This window comes from Cupriavidus lacunae (assembly GCF_003353055.1).
In the GTDB taxonomy this organism is placed as follows: Bacteria; Pseudomonadota; Gammaproteobacteria; order Burkholderiales; family Burkholderiaceae; genus Cupriavidus; species Cupriavidus lacunae.
This window is the reverse complement of sequence record NZ_QKWJ01000006.1, coordinates 23,787-41,760: the sequence shown is the minus strand read 5'-3', so window position 1 is coordinate 41,760 and position 17,974 is coordinate 23,787. Positions and strand designations below refer to the sequence as shown.

At 68.5% G+C, this 17,974-nt stretch carries 15 protein-coding genes; 10 read left to right on the top strand and 5 right to left on the bottom strand.

Features of this window, described 5'->3' with window-relative positions; genetic code table 11:
• The first annotated feature begins 1 nt into the window (after window position 1).
• Window positions 2-712 (top strand): response regulator, encoded by a 711-nt coding sequence (locus DN412_RS07465; protein ID WP_115013916.1) that lies wholly within the window; start codon window positions 2-4, stop codon window positions 710-712.
• Window positions 712-2,064: a sensor histidine kinase gene (locus tag DN412_RS07460; RefSeq protein ID WP_115013915.1), complete on the top strand. Its 1,353-nt coding sequence runs from the start codon at window positions 712-714 to the stop codon at window positions 2,062-2,064. The genes DN412_RS07465 and DN412_RS07460 overlap by 1 nt, the downstream gene beginning before the upstream one ends.
• 85 nt (window positions 2,065-2,149) lie before the next feature.
• Here the strand turns inward: DN412_RS07460 and gcvA are convergent, their stop codons facing one another.
• The gene (gene gcvA, locus DN412_RS07455; RefSeq protein WP_115013914.1) at window positions 2,150-3,049 is read right to left on the bottom strand and encodes a transcriptional regulator GcvA; all 900 of its coding nucleotides are present in this window, start codon (window positions 3,047-3,049) and stop codon (window positions 2,150-2,152) included.
• Between the two features lie 143 nt (window positions 3,050-3,192).
• Here gcvA and DN412_RS07450 point away from each other — a divergent pair, with 143 nt between their 5' ends.
• Window positions 3,193-4,497, top strand: coding sequence for an adenylosuccinate synthase (locus DN412_RS07450; protein WP_115013913.1), 1,305 nt, complete (start codon window positions 3,193-3,195; stop codon window positions 4,495-4,497).
• Between the two features lie 957 nt (window positions 4,498-5,454).
• Here DN412_RS07450 and DN412_RS07445 read toward each other — a convergent pair.
• Entirely contained in the window at window positions 5,455-6,390 is a 936-nt protein-coding gene (locus DN412_RS07445; protein WP_115013912.1) for a 2-hydroxyacid dehydrogenase, read from the bottom strand.
• A gap of 399 nt (window positions 6,391-6,789) precedes the next feature.
• Between DN412_RS07445 and DN412_RS07440 the strand changes: the two genes are divergently transcribed.
• The 4 genes from DN412_RS07440 (at window position 6,790) to DN412_RS07425 (ending at window position 11,033) form a co-directional block, all read left to right on the top strand.
• Window positions 6,790-7,245, top strand: coding sequence for a YccF domain-containing protein (locus tag DN412_RS07440; protein ID WP_115013911.1), 456 nt, complete (start codon window positions 6,790-6,792; stop codon window positions 7,243-7,245).
• Window positions 7,246-7,368: 123 nt separating this feature from the next.
• On the top strand, window positions 7,369-9,147 hold the full coding sequence (locus tag DN412_RS07435; protein ID WP_115013910.1) for an OPT/YSL family transporter: 1,779 nt from the start codon (window positions 7,369-7,371) through the stop codon (window positions 9,145-9,147).
• 132 nt (window positions 9,148-9,279) lie between these two features.
• The gene (locus DN412_RS07430) at window positions 9,280-10,437 is read left to right on the top strand and encodes an acyl-CoA dehydrogenase family protein (RefSeq protein WP_078201292.1); all 1,158 of its coding nucleotides are present in this window, start codon (window positions 9,280-9,282) and stop codon (window positions 10,435-10,437) included.
• Window positions 10,438-10,469: 32 nt separating this feature from the next.
• Window positions 10,470-11,033 carry a hypothetical protein gene (locus DN412_RS07425; RefSeq protein ID WP_115013909.1) on the top strand — a complete coding sequence of 188 codons (564 nt, stop codon included), beginning with the start codon at window positions 10,470-10,472 and terminating at the stop codon, window positions 11,031-11,033.
• 148 nt (window positions 11,034-11,181) lie between these two features.
• Here the strand turns inward: DN412_RS07425 and DN412_RS07420 are convergent, their stop codons facing one another.
• Window positions 11,182-11,559, bottom strand: coding sequence for a PHA-granule associated protein 4 (locus DN412_RS07420; protein ID WP_115013908.1), 378 nt, complete (start codon window positions 11,557-11,559; stop codon window positions 11,182-11,184).
• 184 nt (window positions 11,560-11,743) lie between these two features.
• The gene (locus DN412_RS07415; protein WP_115013907.1) at window positions 11,744-14,590 is read right to left on the bottom strand and encodes a M16 family metallopeptidase; all 2,847 of its coding nucleotides are present in this window, start codon (window positions 14,588-14,590) and stop codon (window positions 11,744-11,746) included.
• A gap of 175 nt (window positions 14,591-14,765) precedes the next feature.
• Between DN412_RS07415 and DN412_RS07410 the strand changes: the two genes are divergently transcribed.
• Genes DN412_RS07410 through thpR form a run of 3 tightly spaced genes read left to right on the top strand, consistent with a single transcriptional unit; the run spans window position 14,766 to window position 17,332 of the window.
• Window positions 14,766-16,247: an AlkA N-terminal domain-containing protein gene (locus tag DN412_RS07410; RefSeq protein ID WP_115013906.1), complete on the top strand. Its 1,482-nt coding sequence runs from the start codon at window positions 14,766-14,768 to the stop codon at window positions 16,245-16,247.
• Window positions 16,244-16,744 (top strand): methylated-DNA--[protein]-cysteine S-methyltransferase, encoded by a 501-nt coding sequence (locus tag DN412_RS07405; RefSeq protein WP_115013905.1) that lies wholly within the window; start codon window positions 16,244-16,246, stop codon window positions 16,742-16,744. The genes DN412_RS07410 and DN412_RS07405 overlap by 4 nt, the downstream gene beginning before the upstream one ends.
• Before the next feature lie 18 nt (window positions 16,745-16,762).
• The gene (gene thpR, locus DN412_RS07400) at window positions 16,763-17,332 is read left to right on the top strand and encodes an RNA 2',3'-cyclic phosphodiesterase (protein WP_078201286.1); all 570 of its coding nucleotides are present in this window, start codon (window positions 16,763-16,765) and stop codon (window positions 17,330-17,332) included.
• On the opposite strand, the gene DN412_RS07395 is transcribed toward thpR, so the two are convergent.
• On the bottom strand, window positions 17,316-17,939 hold the full coding sequence (locus tag DN412_RS07395; protein WP_115013904.1) for a LysE family transporter: 624 nt from the start codon (window positions 17,937-17,939) through the stop codon (window positions 17,316-17,318). The genes thpR and DN412_RS07395 overlap by 17 nt on opposite strands.
• Window positions 17,940-17,974: the final 35 nt, after the last annotated feature.

The following is a 17,974-nucleotide window of genomic DNA, read 5'->3' as shown; positions in this document are numbered from 1 at the left end:
CATGCGCGTGCTGCTGGTGGAAGACGACGCCATGATCGGCGACAGTGTCAAGCTGGCGCTGCGCCAGGAAGGCTTTACCGTCGACTGGGTGCGCGATGGCGACGCGGGCCTGGCCGCGGCCAGCACCGCGCACGATGGCCAGCCGTGCTACGACCTGATCCTGCTCGACCTGGGACTGCCGCGGCGCCCGGGCCTCGATGTGCTGCGCACCCTGCGCGCGCGCGGCGTGCCGACCCCCGTGCTGATCCTGACCGCACGCGACGCCGTCGCGGACCGTGTCGCGGGGCTGAACGCCGGCGCCGACGACTACCTGGTCAAGCCGTTCGACCTGCAGGAGCTTGCCGCGCGCATGCATGCGTTGGCGCGCCGCGCCGCCGGGCGCGCGGAACCGCTGGTCACCTATGGCGATATCGTGCTCAACCCCACCACCCGCGAGGCCACCCATCGCGGCGAGCCGGTGCGGCTGTCGGCGCGCGAGTTCGCGCTGCTGTCCGCGCTGATGGCACGCCCTGGCAAGGTGTGGTCGGTGGCGCAGTTGCAGGAGCGGCTGTACGGCTGGGACGACGAAGTCGGCAGCAATACCGTCGAAGTCTATATCCACGCACTGCGCAAGAAGTTCGGCGCGGCGCTGATCCGCAATATCCGCGGCGTGGGCTATGTGGTGCCGCGCCTCGACGGGGACGCGGCGTCCAGCGAAGGAGATACCCCCTGATGCGCTCCATCCAGCGAACCCTGCTGTGGTGGCTGGCCGCGGGCCTGCTTGCCGGCATCGCCATCGCCACCGCGCTGATCTACGGGCAGGCACGGCAGGAAGCCAATGCGCTGTTCGACTACCAGATGAAGCAGATGGCAGCGGCGCTGCCCAGCCAGTTTGCCGACCCGGTGGCGGCGCCCTTCCTGGGCGCGCCCGGCGACCTCACGCATGCCGACGAGGACGTGGTCATCCACATCTGGGACGGCTCCGGCCGCAGCCTGTACCTGTCGCATTCGCACCCGGCGCTGCCGGCGCGCGCCGAGCTGGGCTTTTCCAACGTGACCACGCAGCAGGGCGAATGGCGCCTGTACAGCATGCAGCTGGGGCCCACCGTGGTACAGATCGCGCAGCCGATGAGCGCGCGCCGCACGCTGGCCGCGCGCATGGCGCTGCGCACCGTGGCGCCGCTGCTGCTGTTGTTGCCGCTGTTGGGCTGGCTGGTCTGGATGGCAGTGGGGCGCGGCCTGCGCCCGCTGCGCGAAATCGCCACCGAAGTGCGCTCGCGCGACGCCAACACGCTGGCGCCGCTGGCCGTGCGCCAGATGCCGGACGAGATCGCACCGCTGAGCGCCGCGCTGAACCAGTTGCTGGCGCGGCTCTCGCACGCCATCGACACTCAGCGCGCCTTCGTCGCCGACGCCGCGCACGCCCTGCGTACGCCGCTGGCCGCGCTGCAGCTGCAGGCACAGCTGGTGGAGCGGGCCGAGAACGGCGCGGCGCGTGACGTAGCCATCGGCAAGCTGCGCCAGGGGCTGGAGCGGCTGACCCACCTCGTCACCCAGCTGCTGACGCTGGCGCGGCAGGAGCCGGGCGCGGCCATTCCTCCGCACGAACCGGTCGCGCTGCACGAACTGGCCGCAAGCGTGGTCGCGGACATGGCGCAGGCCGCGCTGGATCGCAATATCGACCTCGGGCTGGACGGCAGCGAGGACACCTCGCCGGCGGTGGTGCGCGGCGATGCGGACGCGTTGCGCATCCTGCTGACCAACCTGCTGGACAATGCGCTGGCTTATATCCCTGCTGGCGGCCGTATCGATGTGCTGGTGGACCGCAGCGCCGACGGACGCACCGTCGAACTGGTGGTCAGCGACAACGGGCCGGGGATCCCCGCTGAAGAACGTGCGCGCGTATTTGATCGCTTCTATCGGGTGGCCGATGCGCCGACCGGTGGTAGCGGGCTGGGGCTGGCCATCGTGGCCGAGATCGCGCAGTCGCATGGGGCGCGGGTAGTGCTCGAGGATGCGGGGCCAGGCTTGCGGGTCAGGGTGGTGTTTGGGGTCGATCAACGGTTACCGTCCGCCGTCCATTAGCGCGCATGCCAAGGGAAATGTAGACCCCAGAATCGTTATGCGCCCGGTCCGGCCGGGCGCCGCGGCGCAGGCACGCGGGTAGGCGCTATACGCTGCGCGAGAACCGGCGACCCAGTTCGCGTAACCACGTCAGGAACGTATTGATGGCGGGATCCTCAAGGCGTGCATTGTGGACGTAGCTGCAGTAGCGCCACGCAGGCAAGGCCGGCCCTTCGAACGGAAACACAAGACGGCCCTCGTCGACATCCAGCGCAACCAGCGCGGTCGGGCCCATCGCGATACCCAGGCCATCAATCGCGGCTTGCAGGGTCAGGTAGAAATGATCGAGCTGCAAGGAATTGCGTGTGGCAAGCCGAGGGTTGCCGCACGCCGCGAGCCACTCCGCCCAAAGGCCGGGATAGGTCGCCGTGTGCAGCAAGGTGTGTTGCGCCAGGTCCGAGACATGGCGAATCGGGTGGGATTCCAGCACACGGGGCGAGCAAACCGGCAGACGCACTTCGGATAGAAACTCGCTGACGACGTATCCCGCGGGCTTCTGCTCGCTGCCACGAATCGCCACATCGAATTCGTCGCGCAGTCTTTCGACGGGCTCATCCGACGTCGTTAGCCGAACCTCCACCGCCGGGTTGGCTAACTGGAAGTTCGACAACTGCGGCAAGAGCCAGCGCAGGGCGAACGTGGTCGGCGCATTGACCCGGATAATCTGTTGCCGCGCGGCATGGAGTTGCTCATTGGTGGCCAGTGCGATGCGATCAAGCGCCGCAGATATCTCGGACAGGTAAGCGCGCCCCAGTGCAGTCAGTACGACCCGCCGGCCCCGGCGTTCAAACAGGTCATGGCCAAGCCAGGCTTCCAGTTGCCCCACTTGCCGGCTGACTGCGCCGTGCGTGACACATAGCTCGTCTGCTGCCGCGGAAAAGCCCTCAAGCCGGGCGGCGGCTTCGAACACGCGCAGTGCGTTCAACGGTGGCAGGCGGCGTGGCATGTGACTACCTTCTATGTGACTTTTCCTGACATAGATTCTGAGTTTATATCGATTTTCATGACGGAAGATAGCCAATATATTGCGTCGGTAGCTCTCAGACCCGTTCCGGATCTGTCTGATTAACTCACCAGAGAGGCGATCGTATGTCGAATGTTGTTGTGGTTGGCGCACAGTGGGGCGATGAGGGCAAGGGCCGGATTGTGGATTGGCTTGCCGAAAAGGCGGACATCGTTGCCCGCTACAACGGCGGCCACAATGCCGGTCACACGCTCGTCGTGAATGGCCAGACCTACAAACTGGCGCTGCTTCCGAGTGGTGTCGTGCGCGGAAAGCTTGGGCTGATCGGCAATGGCGTGGCCCTGGACCCGGAGGCGTTGCTCGCGGAGATCGACCGCATGGCTGCGCTGGGCATCCGCGTGACGCCGGAGGTGCTGCAGATCGCCGATACGGCCACGCTTGTGCTCCCGGTCCACCGGGCGATCGACGCCGCTCAGGAAGGCCTGCGCGCCAAGCCGATCGGCACCACGCTTCGCGGCATCGGTCCGGCATATGAAGACAAAGTCGGGCGCCGCGGCTTGCGCGTTTGCGATCTTGCTGAACCGGAATGGCTCGCGAGCAAGCTTGATCTGCTGCTGCAGCACCACAACGCGTGGTTCCGCGGCCTGGGCCTGCAACCGTTCCGGAAAGACCAGATGCTGAGCGACCTGCTCGCAATGGCGCCGAGAATCCTGCCGTTCATGGGACGCGTCTGGGAGCAGCTCGACCACGCATACACATCGGGCAAGCGCACGGTGTTCGAAGGCTCGCAGGCTGTCATGCTGGACGTGGATTGGGGCAGCTATCCCTATGTGACATCGTCGAGCGCCATTGCCGCTGGCGCGGCAAGCGGCACGGGTATCGCACCCTCCCGCCTGGGGCCGGTGCTGGGCGTCAGCAAAGTCTATGCGACGCGCGTTGGCGAAGGTCCTTTCACGTCCGAAGTGGAAGGAGCGCAGGGTGACACGCTCAGACAGCGGGGTGGCGAGTACGGCGTCAACACCGGCCGCCCGCGTCGCTGCGGCTGGCTGGACACCGTGCAGCTTCGCCAGAGCGGCAAGGTCGCCGGCATCAATCTGCTGGCTTTGACCAAGCTGGATGTGCTCGATGGATTCGACTCGGTCTACGTATGCGTGGGCTACGAACTCGACGGGAAGCGCATCGACTACATGCCCTCCACGAACGCCGAACAGCAACGCCTCGTTCCGGTGCTCAAGCGCTTTGAAGGTTGGAAGGATTCGACCAGGGGCATCCGGTCTTTTGCCGATCTTCCCTGCCAGGCCGTGGCGTTGATCGAGGCGATTCAAGAGGAGGTCGGCATCCCGGTGGCAATGGTGACTACCGGCCCCGAGCGGGACGACGCGATTGTGCTCAGATCCCCGTTCGACGATGCGGGCTGTCTGGCTATGTGAAGGCGATCACGGCGGTGGGTGAGGCAATCCGCCTCACTCGAATTCGCCCGCGCTCTCGATGGTCTCCGTGAGTGTAGGGCGTTTGTGGCTCTTGGCGGGCCTCCTGGTCGTTGGCTTGGGTAGGTAGGTAGGTCGGGTTCGATGTTGTCGTAGGTTTAAGCGCCTGGTTCCGCCCTGCTGGGCGGGTCACTTTTTGTCCGAGCGACAAAAAGTAACCAAAAAACGCGTCGCCTCTGGCGGCTGGCCACCAATTTGGTGGTGTTGGTGGTTCGGGCGGAGGTGCTTGCCGTTTGGCGTGGTTGGCCGTTCGAGCCTGCTACGCACCCTGTCTGTGCCCACATCAACGGACTATTGGACGAACCCGACTTTAGGCCGGTGGCAGCCTGCTAACCACCGCGTCGGTGGGACGCCTTCGGCTGCGCTTCGCGCGGGCCCTAACGTGGCAGGCGGACGGCCACGTCCTGATTTGCGTTTTTGGCTCGGCAATACGACCGCCCCGTGCGAGCGCAGCGACGCACTCCGTGCCCGGGCCCCCGACCTTCGATACTGAGTGCGCGCAGCGCAGCCGTAGGCGTCCTACCGATGACCTCGTTAGCAGGCTGCCAATAGCCTAAAGTCGGGTTCGTCCAATAGTCCGTGGACGGAGGCACCGGACAGGGAGCGTAGCTGGGTCGAACGGCCAACCACGCCAAACGGCAAGCACCGCCGCCCGAACCACCCCCAACACCAAATTGGTGGCCAGCCGCCAGAGGCGACGCGTTTTTTGGTTACTTTTTGTCGCTCGGACAAAAAATGACCCGCCCAGCAGGGCGGAACCAGGCGCTTAAACCTACGACAACAGGAAACCCGACCTACATCCCCAAGCCAACAAGCAGGAAGCCCGCCGGCTACGCCGGCGAAACAGCCCACACCCGCCAAGAACGCCAGCATCCCGCAGGCCAACAGCAAAACCTGCCCTCACCCCACCGCCGTCAACACCCCCTCCCCCGCAAAATGCCTCCGCGCATTCTCCAGAAACTGCATCACGGACGCCGTGATGGCCTCCGGCGACCAGCCGGCCACATGCGGGGTCAACACAACGTTAGGGCAGTCGAACAACACTACCGGCGGCGCCGGCTCGCTCTCGTAGACATCCAGCCCAGCACCACCCAGCTGGCCGGCACGCAGCGCTGACGCCAGCGCCTCAGTATCCACCACGCTGCCGCGCGCGATATTGACGAGGAAGCCGGCCGGCCCCAGCGCCGCCAGCACGCCTGCATCGACCAGGTGCCGCGTGCCAGCCCCGCCCGGCGTGGCGATCACCAGGTAGTCCGCCCACGCGGCCAGCGCACCGATGCTGTCGAAGTACCGGTACCCCGCGTCCTCGCGCGGCTTGCGGTTGTGATAGCCGATCTGCAGGTCGAAGCCCTCGCCGCGCCGGGCGATGCGCTGGCCGATGGTGCCGAGCCCGACAATGCCCAGCCGCTTGCCCGAGACATTGGGCCGCAGCGGCAGCGCAGTGCGCCAGGTGCCGGCGCGTGTGGCCGCGTCCAGCTGCGGCACGGCGCGCACGGTCGCCAGCAGCAGCGCGAAGGCGTGGTCGGCCACGCAGCTGTCGTTGGTGCCGGCCCCGTTGGCCACGGCGACGCCGCGCGCGCGGGCGTGGGCCACGGCGATGTTCTCGAAGCCCGCGCCCAGCGCGCACACCAGTTCCAGTGCCGGCATGGCGTCGATCTCCGCCGCGCTCAGGCCGGCGGAGCCGATGGTCAGTACCGCGCGGATGCGCTCGCCCTGCGTGGCGATCTGCGCGGCGCGGCCTTCGGCGTCCGGGGCGTAGAGGATCTCGAAGCGTTCGGCGATGGCGTCGCGGTGGTGGGTAGCGACCTGGGTCAGGATCAGCAGCGTGGGCTTCATAGCGGGGACAGCGGAGTATGCGGTGGAGTGGAAGGAGGGAGCCAGCGTGGCGGCTGCCGCAGGCATCCGGGGCGCGGATAGCGGGCAGACGTCACATTCTAGCGCCGCGGCGTCAGGCTTGCCGAGGGCGACAACGAACGCGGGCGGCACGCAGAAACGGGTACGCTTTGCCTCCGGCGGGCGGATTTGCGACGGGTCCTGAATCGTGGCATGTGCCTATAAACAAGGGTCAAACGCGTTTTCCGAACGGCCCACGATGCCGTTTTGCCGGTCCCGGCAACGCACGCAGAAACGGGTACGCTTTGGTGCCGCGACGGTGCCGCGACCGTCTCGCAAGCATGCCGGCACAACACCATTGCGTATCATGCGTGTTCTCTTCCTCACTCGCGAAAGAACGGCATGCGCGCAATCGGCAACTTCCTCTGGTTCATCCTTGGCGGCGTGGTGATGGGCCTGGCCTGGTGGCTGGCCGGGCTGCTGGCCTTTATCTCGATCATCGGGATTCCCTGGGGCAAGGCCTGCTTCGTGATCGGCACCTTCACCTTCTTCCCGTTCGGCAAGCAGGCCATCAGCCGGCGTGAGCTGACCGGGCGCGACGATGTCGGCACCGGCGCGCTGGGGCTGTTGGGCAATGTGTTGTGGTTTGTCTTTGCCGGCGTGTGGCTGGCGATCGGCCACGTGATGGCGGCGGTCGCCAACTTCGTGACCATCATCGGCATCCCGTTTGCGATCCAGCACCTGAAGCTTGCTGGCATTGCGCTGGCGCCGATCGGCCAGACCGTGGTCAGCAACGAGGTGGCTGACGCCGCGCGCCGCGATGGCGCGCGCGTGCAGGTGGACAAGCTGCGCCGCTGAAGCATCAGGCGCCGGCGTCCTCGGCGCCTTCGTCTTCCTGCTGGCGGGCTTGCACATCGCTGGCAGGACTGCCTTGGCCTATGCTACGCCAGAGGCACACTGCCTCGGCCCACTCACTGCGCCATGCCCACGCTCCCGACCGATGCCGCCCCCCGCGCCACCTGGCTGCCGCCGCCGGGCAGTTGGCAGTACCACGTGCTGCTGGGCGCGGCCGGCATGCTGGTGCTGGGGCCGCTGGGCGGCATCGCTGCCGCGTACATGAATTTCTCGCTGGGCTTCTTTGTCGGCGGGCAGGTGCTGGCGGGCATCCTCGGCTCGGTGGTGACGGCTGGCTATGGGGCGTCCGGACGCCACGGTGCCAACTACATCCAGACTGCGGCGGCGTCGGTGGCTGGCATGGGTGGCATGGCCGTGGTGCTGCAGGCGATGGCGTGGCTGGGCATGGCGCAGCCGCCGCTGTGGCAACTGGTGCTCTACATGCTGTGCATCGGCATGTTCGGCGTGGGCGTGGGCATGCTGTACACGCCATTGCTGGTGGACCGGATGCAGCTGACCTTCCCGTCGGGGCTGGCGGTGGCCAATATCCTGCGCGCGCTGACCGATCCGGCGCTGCTGCGGCGCTCCGTGGCGCGGCTGGGCGGCGGCATGGCACTGGGCCTGGCCAGCGGGCTGGGCGCGGCGCGCGTGCCGTGGCTGGCGGCGATGGACCTGTCGGCCGCGACCTTCGGTGCCGGCATGATCGTCGGCGCGCGCGTGGGCGTTGCCGCGCTGGTGGGCGGGCTGGCCGGCTGGGCCATGACGCCGTGGTTTGTCGCCGCGGGCTGGCTGGCGCCGGGCGAGCCGTACCGCAAGGCCACGTTTCTGGTTGCGCTGGGCATGATCATGGGGGCGGCCGTGGTCGATGTGGGGCTGCTGCTGGTGCAGGCGTGGCACCAGTGGCGCGCGCCCCGGCGGCCTGCGCCGCGGCGCGGGCCGGGCATGGGCTGGGTGGCGGCCTGGGCGCTGCTGTGGGGCGCGGCCACGGTGGCGGCGGGCGTGGCGTGGTTCGGGCAGCCGCTGGGTTTCCAACTGATGGCGGTGCTGCTGGTGCTGGTGTTTGCACTGGTCAATGGCATCTCGGTCGGCATGGTCGACCAGAACCCGATCTCGTCGGCCTTCGTGCTGTCGGTGATCCTGATGGCCGCCGCCGGCCTGCGTGCGCCGCATGTCGGGCTGATCGCCGCCACGGTATTGCTGGTGGCCACGGCCGAGGCCAGCGATATGCAGCAGGACCGCTCCACCGGCTGGCGGCTGGGCAGTGACCGCATGGTGCAGTTCGGCTACCAGGTGGCGGGCATTGTCGTGGGCGCGCTGGTTACCGTGGCGATGGCCCGGTTGTTCCTGCAAGCCTATCCGGTACTGGCGCTGGACCAGACCAGCCTGCCGGCCGACCAGCAGCCGGCCCGCTGGACCTCCGCCATGACGTACAAGATCGTGGGCGTGCTGCATGGCCTGTCGCGCAGCCGTGCCGACCAGTACGTGGCGGTGGGGGCGGGGCTGGCGATCGGGCTGGCCACGGCGCTGCTGCGCCGCGCCATCCTCGGCCGGCCGGCGTGGCAGCACTTTGCGCAGGCCGGCCGGGGCGGACGGGCCGCGGACTTCCTGCTCGATGCAGTGATCCTGCCGTCGCCCTATGCGTCGTCGTTCGGCGGCTTCGTCAACCTGGCGGCCGCGGGATGGATGGCCGCGGGCGGCGTGGTGGCCAGCGTCGCCGCTGCCGTGGCCAGGCCGGCAACGCCCCGACAGGGCCTGCCACAGGACATGAGCACGGCGTCGCTGCTTGGCGGGGGCCTGATCGCCGGCGATGCGCTGGCGGCGCTGGCCATCGGCGTGGCGGGCTTGTTGTCCGTCACCAGGGTTTGAGCGGTGCTTGTCTAGCCGGGATTGTCAAATTTCATTGACGCTTCTGTCCAAAATACAGTGGATTGTCAAATCACGCGAGCGGCGTACCATAGGCGGCCAGACTGACGTACTGGCTTGACCCGGAGAATCACCATGGCCCTTGACCAAGAATCCTTTGCCCTGCTGCGCGCCTCGGTGCAGCGTTTCATCGACGAACGCCTGAAGCCCGCCGAAGACACGCTGGAGGAAACCGACGACGTGCCCGCCGAGATCGTCGCGGACATGAAGGAGATGGGCCTGTTCGGCATCTCCATCCCCGAGGCCTACGGCGGCATCGGTCTGTCGATGTCGCAGGAATGCGATGTGGTCTATGACCTGGGCCACACCGCGTTCGCCTTCCGTTCGGTGTTCGGCACCAACGTGGGCATCGGCTCGCAGGGCATCCTGATGGATGGCACCGAGGAACAGAAGCAGCAGTACCTGCCGCGCATCGCCAGCGGCGACCTGATCATCTCGTTCGCGCTGACCGAGCCGAATGCCGGCTCCGATGCGGCCTCGCTGCAGACCAGGGCCGAGCTCGACGGCGACCACTACGTCATCAACGGCACCAAGCGCTTCATCACCAACGCGCCGCGCGCCGGCGCCTTCACGCTGATGGCGCGCACGGGTGGTGCGGGCGCCTCGGGCATCTCGTCCTTCATCGTGCCGGCCGACGCCCCGGGCATTTCGCTGGGCAAACCGGACAAGAAGATGGGCCAGCGCGGCACCAAGACCTGCGACGTGGTGCTGGAGAACGTGCGCGTGCCGGCCGCCAACATCATCGGCGGCGTGCCGGGCGTGGGCTTCAAGACCGCGATGAAGGTGCTGGACCGCGGCCGCCTGCATCTCTCGGCGCTGGCCTGCGGCATGGCGCATCGCCTGATCACCGACGCGGTGGCCTATGCCAAGGAACGCAAGCAGTTCGGCAAGCCCATCGGCGACTTCCAGCTGATCCAGGCCATGCTGGCCGACAGCCAGGCCGAGCTGTACGCGGGCCTGTCGATGGTGCGCGACTGCGCCCAGCGCTACGACGCCAAGCCTGCCGGCAAGAGCGATCCGGAAGTCAGCATGCTGGCCTCCTGCACCAAGATGTTCTGTACCGAGATGGTGGGCCGCGTGGCCGACCGCGCGGTGCAGATCCATGGCGGCGCCGGCTATATCGCCGAATACAAGGCCGAGCGCTTCTACCGCGATGTGCGCCTGCTGCGCCTGTACGAAGGCACCACGCAGATCCAGCAGCTGATCATCGCCAAGCAACTGCTGCGCGACTGACCATGCAACCGCCCGGCGCGGCAGGAGTCGACATGAACACGATGCAGTTCCGCGAGCCGGCCAGCCCGCTGCAGGCAGGGCATGATGGCGACGCGCCGCACCGGCTGCGCGCCGTGGTGGCGACCTATCGCCCCACGCTGCAGGCCTATACGCTGGCGGTGTCGCCAGCCGAGCTGATGGCGCTCAGCGCGCCGCCGGCGGAGATGGCGGGCGGCGCGTGCGATCCACGCGCGCACGCGCACCTGGCGCGCTTGCGCGGCGAGGTCCAGGCCAGCGGCATTGCGTTGCCGGGTGCGATCGTGGTCGCGGTCAGCGGCGGCAGCCTGCAATGCGAATTTGACCATCTCTATACGCTGTCGCTGCGTCCGCGCCGCGGTGACCGGCTGATCGTGCTGGACGGCTACGAGCGCCTGCTGGCGCTTGCGCACGGCGAGCGCCGGCAATGCAAGACGCTGGTATCGGCGGTGCTGTGGCGCACGGCGCTGGAGGCCGCCGCGGCGGTGCCGGCAACGGATGCTGCCAACGATACGATCGATGCGCCCGTGGCGCAGTCATGCGCGGCGCGCTGGGCCAACGCTACCCGCGTGTGGCATTGACCGCGGCACCGGGCACGCGGTCAATGCGCCTGGCGCTATCCGTGTGATCAGCGCAATGTGACTTAAGCCGCCTGCCTGGCGGCTCTTTCTTTGGCAGTGCCCGGACGTGTCCGAACGCGGCTGCACCGCTTGCTCGCGGTATGGCCGCTTATTGCTGCGGCCACACCCCATCGACATCGCGCAGCAGGTGGCCGGCGAGAATATAGTCCCCGAGCCGCGTGGCCTTGGCCTCGAGGTCGAGCAGTTCATTGTCCGCCAGCGTGCCAAGATCGAACTGGCAATAGAGATTGCGTTGACGGAATGTGCCCTTGGGTTTGGCCAGCCCTTCGATCAGGGCTTCGCGGGAACGGACGGCGATGCTTTCTTGTCCGCGATACTGCACCTTGATACCGCGCTTTTCTCCGAGCCTGCCGAGTTCGACGGCGTCCTGCCATCCCGTCTCGTAGTCCAGCTCAAGCGCCAGCACGCCTTCCGAGGCCAGAAGCCTGAGCGCTTCTGCCTTGCTGCCAGCTCGCACGATTGACATCCACACCTCTTTTATATCGACTTATACTGTACGAATATACAGTCAACCCGGAGTCGCGGCAAGGCCCTTGCAGCGGACAGCGGTCGACTGTTCCCGGTCACGCCGCCGGGATGTTGCGCCGGCCGCGCCCCCCGGCCTGCGCCAGCCCAGCCGAGTATTGTTTTCCATGTATGTCAGAGGCATGTCAGAGGCGCGCCGGCGGCTCGGAACTGCCCCCGTCACTGCCGGCACTGCTGCCCGTTGCCGTGCCCGTTGCCGTGCCGGGTGCGCCCGCCTGCGCCGGTGCGCCGGCGAAGTCGCCCGCATAGGCGCGTGACAAGGCGCCGGGCTGCATGTAGCGCCGGATGGCGGCGTTGACGGTCTCCGGCGTGGCGCCGCGCAGCCGTTGCTCGAGTTCCTCGGTAAAGGCCATGGTGCGGCCCAGGTAGAGCTGGTTGACCAGCATGCCGGCCAGCGCGGCGTCGCTGCTGCGGCTGACCATGCCCTGCTGCAACAGGCCGCTGACCGCCTCGGCCAGTTCCTCGGCGTTAATGCCGTCGCGCACGAAGCGCTCGAGTTCCTCGGTCACGGCGCGCTGCACGCGAGGCAGGTTCTGAGGCGCATACTGCGCGCGCACGCCGAAGCGGCCGGCGCGGTCGAGCGCACCTACCTGCACCCAGCTGCTCGCGCCATAGCTCAGGCCTTCCCGCTGGCGCAGCCGGTCAGCCAGCCGGCTGCGCAGGCTGGCGCCGCCCAGCACGCGGTTGGCAATCATCATCAGCGCATAGTCGGATGCGTCGCTGGTCAGGTCGATCGGGCTGATGGCCAGGTAGATGGCATTGGCCTTGCCCGGTGTGGGCAGCGTGAACTCGGCCGGCGGGATCGGCACGAAGGGACGGTCGACACGCGCATAGGGCTGTGGCGCCGTCCAGTCGCCGAACAACTGCGCTGCCTGCGCGCTGGCCGCAGCGGCATCGAAGTCGCCCACCAGGCTCAGTTGCGCATGGCCCGCGCCGTAGAAGCGGGCGTGGAAGTCGCGCACCTGCGCCAGCGTGGCGGCCTGCAGGTCGGCAATGCTCTCGGCGATGGTGCGGGCATGGCGCGGGTCGCCCACGGGATAGGGGTCGCCGTGCTGGCCCAGGGCATTGGATGCCAGCACGCCGGGTTCGCGCTGCATGCTTTCGATATCGGCGATGCTGGTCTTGCGCAGCGTCTCGAACTCGGCTTCAGGGAAGGTCGGCGCGCGCAGCAGGTCGCGCAGCAGCGCCAGCACTTCCGGCAGGTGCGCGCGGCGAGTCTCGAAGCTGACCGTTACCCGCTCCGAGCTGCCGGAGATGCCGACGCGCGCGCGCAGGGCCTCGATGCGGTCGGCGATCTGCTGGCGGTCCATGCCGGCCGTGCCGCGCCGGAGCATGGTGGCGGTCAGCGCGCCCACCGTGGTCAACCCCTGCAGGCTCTGCGCATCGCCCATGTGCAGGACCAGCACGCCGTTCACCACTTCACCGCGTGCGGGCTTGGGCAGCAGCGCCAGCTGCATGCCGTTGGCGAGTGCCTGGCGTGAGGTATGGGTTTCGATATTGGCGGGGCTGGGGTCGAATGCCGCCACCGCGGCCAGCGCCTGCCTGCCCTGGTAGCCGCTGACCATCGCCGCGACGTCCGGTGCCGGCGGCACCTGCGCGCGCTGCGGCTGCTCGGCGGGCAGGAACACGCCCAGGGTACGGTTCGAAGCCTGGAAGTAGTTCTGCGCCACGCGCTGCACGTCGGCGAGGGTGGTGGTCTCGATGCGGTCGCGCGCCAGGAAGAACAGTCGCCAGTCGCCCTTGGCGATGGCCTCGGACAGCGCAATGCCCAGCGCGCCGGGATCGTTCATGTACTGCTCAAAGGCGTTGCGCATGCGCACGCGCGCGCGTTCCAGCTCGGCCTCGGTCACGGGCGCGTCGGCAAAGCCTTCGACCTGCGTGATCAGCCCCGCGCGCGCGGCGGCGAGCGGCTGGTCTTTCGATGTCTCCGCCATGAACAGCAGCACGCCGGGGTCCTTCATCGCATAGAACGCGCTGCCGATCGAGGCCGCCTGGCCGCGTTCGACCAGCGCCTTGTACAGCCGCCCGCCAGGCGTGTCGGCGAGGATGATGGTCAGCAGCGACAGTGCGGTGGCGTCCGGGTGCGCGCCCGGGCTGACGTGGTATTGCGCGGCCACCAGGCGGGTGTCGCCCGGGCGCATCACCACCAGCTCGCGCGCGCCTTCCTGCGGGGGCTCGACGGTATGCTCGGGCGGCAGCACCCGCTGCGGGCGCGGAATCGGTCCGAAGTCACGCTCGATGCGCGCCAGCGTGGCGGCAGGATCGAACTTGCCCGCCACCACCAGCACCGCATTGTCGGGCTGGTAGTAGCGGCGATAGAAGGCGCGCAGGTTGTCGATGCTGACTTGCTCCACGTCGCTGCGCGCGCCGATCGGGGCCTTGCCGTAGTTGTGCCAGCGATAGGAAGCGGCCATGGTCTGCTGCATCAGCATGCGCCCGGGGCTGTTCTCGCCCATTTCCATCTCGTTGCGCACCACCGTCATCTCGCTGTCCAGGTCGGCGCGTGCGATCACGCTGTTGACCATGCGGTCGGCCTCCATGCGCAGCGCCCAGTCCAGGTTGTCGTCGCTGGCGGTAAAGGTCTCGAAGTAGTTGGTACGGTCCTGCGCGGTGGTGCCGTTTATGCTCATGCCGCGCCGCGCGAATTCGGTCGGGATGGTCTTGCCCGGCAGCGACGGCGTGCCCTTGAACAGCAGGTGCTCGAGCAGGTGGGCCATGCCGGTTTCGCCGTAATTCTCATGGCGGCTGCCGACCAGGTAGGTGATATTGACGGTGGTGCTGGCCTTGGCCGCGTCCGGCGCCAGCACGATGCGCAGGCCGTTGGGCAGGCGGTACTCGGTGATGCCTTCGACCGACGTCACCTGCGTGGCCCTGGCAGATGTCGCCGCGGGCGCGGTCTGCACCGGCTGCGCCAGCGCCGGCGTGCAGGCAAGCGAAGCAAGCAAGGACAGGTGCAGGGCAGTACGGCGCATGGCGTCTCCGGTCGGGCGGTGGCAGTGAGGGCGGTAGAAAGTTCGCGGGTGAGGCACGAAGCGCATTCTAGCCGCCGTCCCTGTCAGCCACTGTGCCGCAGCCCACGCCCGCGCGCCAGAGGGAAATGTCCGAATCCAGCGGGTATGCGGGTGCATGTAGCGGTAGCATGCCGTCATGAACCTCGATCCCGATACCTGCTACAAGGCCGTCGCCTCGCACGACCGCCGCTTCGACGGGCGCTTCTTCGTGGGCGTGTCGTCCACGGGGGTGTACTGCCGGCCGGTATGCGCGGTGCGCACGCCCAAGCGCGAGAACTGCACCTTCTACGAAAGTGCCGCGGCGGCGGAAAAGCATGGGTTCCGCCCGTGCCTGCGTTGCCGTCCGGAGCTGGCGCCCGGGCACGGCCTGGCTGATATCTCGGGCCGGCTGGCGCAGGCCGCGGCGACGCTGATCGACGAGGGCTTCATGGCCGAAGGCAGTGTTGCCACACTGGCCGCGCGCATTGGCGTGACCGAGCGCCACCTTCGACGACTGTTCGATGCGCAGTTCGGCGTGTCGGTGCTGGAGTATGCGCAGACGCAGCGCTTGCTGCTGGCCAAGCGGCTGCTGGCCGACACCGCGCTGCCCGTGACCGAAGTGGCGCTGGCGGCGGGTTTCGGCAGCGTGCGGCGCTTCAACGATGTGCTGAAGACCCGCTACGGCCTGACGCCGCTGGCGCTGCGCCGGCGCGCCGCCGACGGCGTTGCTGACCGGCTGGTGTTCGATCTCGGCTACCGCCCGCCCTTTGCCTGGGACGCATGGCTGCGCTTCCTGGCCACGCGCGCGGTGGACGGCATTGAAGTGGTCCGTGACGGCGCCTATGCGCGCACGCTGCTGGTGGAAGCCGGCGGCGCCGCGCACACCGGCTGGGTACGGATCGAACACATGCCGCGCCGGCTGGTGCTGCGCGTGACGCTGTCGGCCTCGCTGGCGCGGGTGATTCCGCAGGCGCTGGGCAAGGTGCGCCGGCTGTGCGACCTGGGCTGCCGCCCGGACGTGGTGGACCGGCACCTGGGCGAGCTGGCCGAGGCGATGCCGGGTGTGCGCCTGCCGGGCACCGTCGACGGCTTTGAGATCGCGGTGCGCGCGGTGGTGGGGCAGGTGATCTCGGTGGTGCACGCGCGGCGCATCCTGGCCGCGCTGGCGCAGCACGCGGGGCAGCCGCTGGACGGCACGCCCCCGGACGGCCTGCGCCACACGTTCCCGACCGCCGCGGCCATTGCCGCGCTGCCGCTGAAGTCCCTGCGCGATGCCGGGGTGCCGGCAGGCAAGGCGCGCACGCTGCAGGCACTGGCGCAACGCGTCGCCGACGGCACGCTGGCGCTCGACGCGCACGCGGCGCCGGAGCAGGCGGTGGCGGCGCTGCGCGAGATCGACGGCATCGGCGACTGGACCGCGCAGTATGTGGCCATGCGCGCGCTGGGCTGGCCCGATGCCTTCCCCGGCACCGACTATGCGCTGCGCAAGGTGCTGGGCGTCAGCACCGTACGCGCGATGCACGAGCGCACGGCGCAATGGGCGCCGTGGCGGGCCTATGCCGCCATCCACCTGTGGCATCAGTACGAAGCGATGAAGGATGCGGCCACTGCCGCGGCCGAACCGGAGACGATCACATGACCAGCTATCGCCATATCGACAGCCCGCTCGGGACCGTATTGCTGCGCGTGCAGCAGGGGCACCTGACCGGCGTCTACTTCTCGGGGCAGAAATACCACCCCACGGGGATTGCCGACAGTCGCGACGTGCCCCCGGACGATGCCGCGGTGCTCGACCGCGCCCAGGCGGAGCTGGCCGAGTATTTCGCCGGCCGCCGCGACACCTTCACTGTGCCGGTGCGCTTTGCCGGCAGCCCGTTCCAGCAGCGCGTCTGGCAGGCGCTGCTGGACATCCCGTGTGGCGAGACCGCGTCGTATGGCGAGCTGGCCCGCATGCTGGGCCTGCCGCCCACGCATGCGCGCGCGGTGGGCGGCGCGGTGGGGCGCAACCCGCTGTCGGTGATCGTGCCCTGCCATCGCGTGCTGGGCAGTGCCGGCGCGCTGACCGGCTACGCCGGCGGGATCGATCGCAAACGCGCCCTGCTGCAGCGAGAGGGCAACGGCGCCGCGCCCGGCTGACGGCCTGGCGGCGTTGGCATGGCCCGCCTGTTTATCGCCGTGGAGGTGCCGCCCGCACAGGCGGCATGGCTGCTGTCGACCCTTCCTGCCGCGCACGGCGTGCGGGCCGCCGCGCCCGCGCAGGTCCACCTGACCCTGCACTTCCTGGGTGAGTGCCACACGCCTGGTGAACAACTTGAAGCCGCGCTCGGCAACATCAGCGCGGCTGCCTTCGAACTCCGTGCATTCGGTACCGGGCGCTTTCGCAGCGGCCAGGGTTCGGTGCTGTGGGCAGGCCTGGCGCCAGGCCCCGGCCTGGAGGCGCTGCGCGCCTTGCATGCCGCTGTCGGCCAGGCGCTGGCGGACACCGCCGGCATCACGCCGGAGCGGCGGCGCTTTCATCCCCACCTGACGCTGGCGCGCTGCAAGCCGTCGGTGCCGGAAAGCGTGCTGCGCGCCTGGCTCGATACGCACCGTACGCTGGCCAGCGAGCCGTGGCGCGTCGCGCGGCTGGTGCTGTTCGAAAGCCGGCTCGGCCCGCAAGGCCCGCAGCATCTGGTGCGCCAGGTGTGGCCGTTGACGCAGGCCGGCCCTACGCCAGGTTGCTGAGCCCCAGCGCCACGCCCAGCCCGCACAGGGCCGAGCCGATGGTGCGGTCCAGCAGCCGCTGGCGCCGCAGCATCGCCGCGCGCAGCGCCGGCGCGGTGAAGACGCAGGCCACCAGGCTGAACCACGCCAGGTGCGCCACCGACATGAATCCGCCATAGGCCCACTGCACTGGCACCGGCGTGTGCGTATCGACCACCTGGGTGTAGGTGCTGACCACGAACAGTGTGGTTTTCGGGTTCAGCGCATTGGTGAGAAAACCCATGCGCAGCGCCGCCAGCGGTGTCAGCGCGCGCGCGCCATGCAGGTCCAGCGACAGGGCGTCCCGGTTGCGCAGCGTCTGGATGCCGATCCACACCAGGTAGGCCGCGCCCAGCATCTTCACCACCGTCAGCACGTCGTGCGCATGCGCCATCAGCAGCGCCACCCCGAACATCGTATAGAGCACATGCACCTGCACCCCCAGCGCGATCCCGAGCGCGCTGAGCAGGCCGGCGCGGCGGCCGTACAGGTAGCTGTTGCGGGTGACCATGGCGAAGTCCGGGCCCGGACTGACGACGGCCAGCACGGTCACGGCGGCGACCGTCAGGGATTCGGCGATTGGGGTCATTTTCTGTCAGGTTATGTTGCAGTTATCCGCAGATC